Source organism: Thalassolituus sp. UBA2009 (genome assembly GCF_002335285.1).
GTDB classification, from domain to species: domain Bacteria; phylum Pseudomonadota; class Gammaproteobacteria; order Pseudomonadales; family Oceanobacteraceae; genus Venatoribacter; species Venatoribacter alkanivorans.
Genome location: NZ_DDCJ01000080.1, coordinates 1 through 4,194 on the forward strand (window position 1 = coordinate 1; position 4,194 = coordinate 4,194).

The window sequence follows — 4,194 nt, forward strand, 5'->3', positions numbered from 1 at the left end:
CCCAAGCAAAGTGGTTCAGGTTGGTGACGAAATCGAAGTTATGGTTCTGGACATCGACGAAGAACGTCGTCGTATCTCCCTGGGTATCAAGCAGTGCACCATGAACCCATGGGAAGAGTTCGGTACCAAGTTCAATAAAGGCGACAAGATCTCCGGTAAGATCAAGTCCATCACTGACTTCGGTATCTTTATCGGTCTGGATGGCGGCATCGACGGTCTGGTTCACCTGTCTGACATTTCCTGGAACGACAGCGGCGAAGAAGCCGTTCGTAACTACAAGAAAGGCGACGAACTGGAAACTGTGATCCTGTCTATCGACCCTGAGCGTGAGCGTATCTCTCTGGGCGTTAAGCAACTGGAAAGCGATCCGTTCTCTGAGTACGTTGCTGAAAACGACAAAGGCACTCTGATCACCGGTAAAGTGATCTCTGTAGACGCTAAAGCCGCTATCGTTGAAATCGCTCCTGGCGTTGAAGGCACTCTGAAAGCCTCTGACATCAGCCGCGACAAGGTAGAAGATGCCCGTAACGTGCTGAACGAAGGTGACGCGGTTGAAGCTGTGATCACTGCCGTTGACCGTAAGAACCGCGCTATCAGCCTGTCTGTTAAAGCAAAAGACAGCGCAGAAGACAAAGCGGCTCTGAAAGAACAGCGTGCTAAGGCTGATGCTGAAATGACTGGTCCTACCACTATCGGTGACCTGATCAAAGAGCAGCTGAACCAGAAAGACTAAGTCTTGCTGAATTAAGCTGATCTGAAAAAACCCGCTGCGGCGGGTTTTTTTATGGGTGCCGTCCGTGGCACCCACCCTGCGGGCCATTGCTGCGCTCTTTAAAAATTATTGCTGCGCAATGTTGATCAGCGCTCCCGGCGCTGATGCTATGCCTGCCATACATGGCCGCCACCCCGGGCCATCGCTACGCAATGTTGATCAACGCTCCCGGCGCTGCCATCCATGGCTGTCACCTTACGGGCCGTACTGCGTACGTTAAGCGTTGTTCCCGATCAATCGGGGCCTGTGCCTGGCTGCTTTGACGTTGTTTGTTACAGATTTTGGTCAGGATTAGTGGAAAGTTGTTGTACAAACAATCAACACTTGCAAAAGGGTTGAGCTAACTGCATGATTTGGCTAGGTTTATTGCCATGCTTCGTTCTCAAGGAGGGAAAAGACATGACAAAATCTGAACTGATAGAAAAAATCGTCAGCCGTCAGCCACAGTTGTCATCGAAAGATGTCGAGCTTGCGGTTAAGACCTTGCTGGATCATATGTCGCAAACGCTGTCATCAGGTGAGCGCATTGAGATTCGTGGTTTCGGCAGTTTTTCGCTGCATTACCGTGCGCCGCGTATGGGGCGTAATCCCAAAACCGGTGAGACTGTCGATCTCAAAGGTAAGTTTGTTCCTCACTTCAAGCCCGGCAAAGAGCTGCGTGACCAGGTGAATGACAGCCCGGAAGACGAGTAAATGTCCCGGTATATGGAGTCGATGCTATGAAAACGCTGAAAGTAGGCCTGAGTGTTGTACTTTTTGTTGTCGTACTGGCCTATACGCTGGCGTTTGCTGCACAAAACAGCCTGCTGGTTGAGTTAAATTTTCTGCTGGGAGCGCCCGTTACTTTACCGGTATCCCTGTGGTTGGGGCTTGTGCTGTTATTAGGAACAATTGCAGGACTTATCAGTGGCGTGGTGATTAATGCCCGTCAGAAGCTGCAGTTACGACAGTTACGAAAAGAGCTTGCTGACACCAAACAACGCCTGAACAAACTGCCGTAGGCACCTATGATGGATTCTGCACTGGTTTATGTGCTGCTGCTGCTGGGTGTTGCCATCGGTTGGACCCTGGGTTATCGATTTGCCCGCCAGGTTAAAAAAGATTCTCCCCCTGACTGGATTCCCAGTGTCGAGTTTTTGCTTGCAGAAGCCAATGATGCTTCGCTTGAGCGGCTTTTAAATATTCCTCAGCTTGATGATGATGCTATTGACCTGTTTCTTAAACTCGGCCGCTCGTTACGTGAGAAAGGAGAGGTTGATCGGTCAATTCATCTGCATCAGGCGCTCTTCGCCCGTACCGATCTTGCGCGTAATACGCAGATGTTGCTCGAACTGGAGCTGGCTATTGATTACTCCTATGCCGGCTTGCTGGATCGGGCTGAGCGGTTGTTTGTTGAATTGCTGGGTGCGCGTGGCCGTGTTCAGGAGCAGGCGTCGCGTTATCTGGTTGAGCTGTACGAAGAAGAAGGTGAATGGCAGCGGATTTTTGATCTTTATCGGGACAAAAAACTGGCAGGCAACGCCTCGCTGGATAAACGTATTGCCCATGCTGTGTGCGAGTTGGCAGAAGATGCGTCTGCCCGTGGCGATTTTCTCGAAACCCAGCAGTTGTGTCGTCAGGCGCTTAAAATAGACAGCCGCTGTGCGCGTGCATTTGTGGTTCAGGGCGACATGGCTTATGGCCAGAAAGAACCGCGGGAAGCCATTCGCTGTTATTTAAAGGCTGTTGATGTAGATAGTCAGGCAATTGTTACTGTGCTGGAAAGAATGGTTGAGTCTTTCCACCAGGTTGATGATGGTTCTGGCTTGGTTGCTCATCTGGCAAGGCAGTGGCAGGCAACACAGTATGTACCAGCTTTGGTCGCCCGGGCTGAGTGTGATGTGGAAGTGCAGGGTATCAGCCGGGCAATGACGACATTGCTCTCGGAGCTGGCGGAGCAACCATCGAATCTGGGTTTTTTTGCCCTGGTTGAATTGGTTGTGCGTCACAGGCAGCAGCTCGACAAGTCGCAGTTGCTGGTTGTGTATGATATTCTGCGCCGCATTGTTGAAAACGAGCCTAAGTTCGTTTGTAAAAATTGTGGTTTTAAGGCCAAGGAATTTCACTGGCGCTGTCCTAGTTGTAAGGATTGGTCGACCATTAATTCTTTTGTGCCGCAGTTGCCAAAAGCGAAGCTCGATTTATGAATAAGCAATCTTTTTCTGCTGAAAATACAGGCTCTTCCTGTACTGTCAGTTCTCCTGTTGTTGTAGCGCTGGATTATCCAGACCAGCAGCAAGCTTTGTCCATGGCTGGTCTGCTGAACCCTGCACAATGTCGGGTTAAAGTTGGTAAAGAACTTTTTACGGCAGCGGGCCCAGTGGTTGTTGAATCGCTTCACGGTCTCGGTTTTGAGGTGTTTCTTGATCTCAAATTTCACGACATTCCCAACACCTGCGCAAAAGCGGTCGGTGCTGCAGCGGAGTTAGGTGTATGGATGGTGAATGTTCATGCTTCCGGCGGTCGGCGTATGATGGAAGCGGCGCGCAATGAAATTGAGAAAAAATCTCATAGACCACTGCTGATCGGTGTCACCGTGCTGACGTCGATGGAGCGCGCAGACCTGGCCGATATCGGCTTGGATATTGATCCTCAGGTACAGGTTGAACGGTTGGCAGCATTAACAGAGCAATCCGGGCTTGATGGCGTTGTCTGTTCTGCGCAGGAAGTCACTTTAATTCGCGCTGCCTGTGGTCCGAAATTTCTGACGGTTACTCCAGGCATCCGCCCGGAAGGGACTGAGCAAGGTGATCAGCGCCGGGTGTTAACGCCATTGCAGGCACAGAATGCAGGAGTTAATTATATGGTAATTGGCCGGCCGATTACTCAGGCCTCTGATCCTGCTCTTGCCTGTGAGCAGATTCTGGCAAGCCTTAGCTGAGGCCTGCAGAATAACATGGATGTATCAACACAATGGTATGTTGTTCTGACCAAGCCCCGTCAGGAACAGCGTGCACTGGAGCATCTTGAGCAGCAAGGTGCCAGCGCTTTTCTGCCTCTTTTCCAGCGTGAGCATATTACCAAGGGCAAACGCACACTTCGCGCTGAGCCTTTGTTTCCCGGGTATCTCTTTTTACAATCTGGCCCTGCTGATCCGTTGTTAAGTAAGATTCGCTCCACGCTTGGCGCGCGGGGCTTATTGTATTTCGGCACACAGCCAGCAGTTGTCAGCACTTTACTGGTTAATGACTTGCAGCGACGCAGTCTTTGCAACGAAAATGACGCCCGGTATAAAAAAGGCCAGAAAGTCACGCTGCACAGTGGCCCTTTTAAACATTATGAAGCCATCTTTCAGGAATATGATGGTACAGAGAGAGCCGTTATTTTACTTTCTCTGCTGGGTCAGCAGAGCGAATTGTTTGTGGAATTGAGCGAACTGCTGC

At 50.6% G+C, this 4,194-nt stretch carries 6 protein-coding genes; all 6 read left to right on the forward strand.

What is annotated here, in order from left to right:
* Positions 1-733 (forward strand): S1 RNA-binding domain-containing protein (locus B3P58_RS09885; RefSeq protein WP_286717270.1); only part of this gene is annotated, 733 nt, incomplete at its 5' end.
* 438 nt (positions 734-1,171) lie between these two features.
* Positions 1,172-1,465 (forward strand): integration host factor subunit beta, encoded by a 294-nt coding sequence (ihfB, locus tag B3P58_RS09890; protein WP_145470233.1) that lies wholly within the window; start codon positions 1,172-1,174, stop codon positions 1,463-1,465.
* Positions 1,466-1,491: 26 nt separating this feature from the next.
* Positions 1,492-1,773: a lipopolysaccharide assembly protein LapA domain-containing protein gene (locus B3P58_RS09895; RefSeq protein WP_145470235.1), complete on the forward strand. Its 282-nt coding sequence runs from the start codon at positions 1,492-1,494 to the stop codon at positions 1,771-1,773.
* Between the two features lie 6 nt (positions 1,774-1,779).
* Entirely contained in the window at positions 1,780-2,958 is a 1,179-nt protein-coding gene (locus B3P58_RS09900) for a hypothetical protein (RefSeq protein ID WP_286717273.1), read from the forward strand.
* Complete coding sequence (pyrF, locus tag B3P58_RS09905) at positions 2,955-3,692, forward strand: orotidine-5'-phosphate decarboxylase (RefSeq protein ID WP_286717274.1); 738 nt, start codon at positions 2,955-2,957, stop codon at positions 3,690-3,692. The genes B3P58_RS09900 and pyrF overlap by 4 nt, the downstream gene beginning before the upstream one ends.
* Positions 3,693-3,707: 15 nt before the next feature.
* Positions 3,708-4,194, forward strand: a 487-nt coding sequence (gene rfaH, locus B3P58_RS09910) for a transcription/translation regulatory transformer protein RfaH (RefSeq protein WP_286717275.1), incomplete at its 3' end; no start/stop codon positions are given.

Bases quoted from the DNA above. Each gene is read 5' to 3' on its own strand.
- ihfB (WP_145470233.1), top strand. From the start codon at position 1,172: ATGACAAAATCTGAACTGATAGAAAAAATCGTCAGCCGTCAGCCACAG.
- B3P58_RS09895 (WP_145470235.1), top strand. From the start codon at position 1,492: ATGAAAACGCTGAAAGTAGGCCTGAGTGTTGTACTTTTTGTTGTCGTA.
- B3P58_RS09900 (WP_286717273.1), top strand. From the start codon at position 1,780: ATGATGGATTCTGCACTGGTTTATGTGCTGCTGCTGCTGGGTGTTGCC.
- pyrF (WP_286717274.1), top strand. From the start codon at position 2,955: ATGAATAAGCAATCTTTTTCTGCTGAAAATACAGGCTCTTCCTGTACT.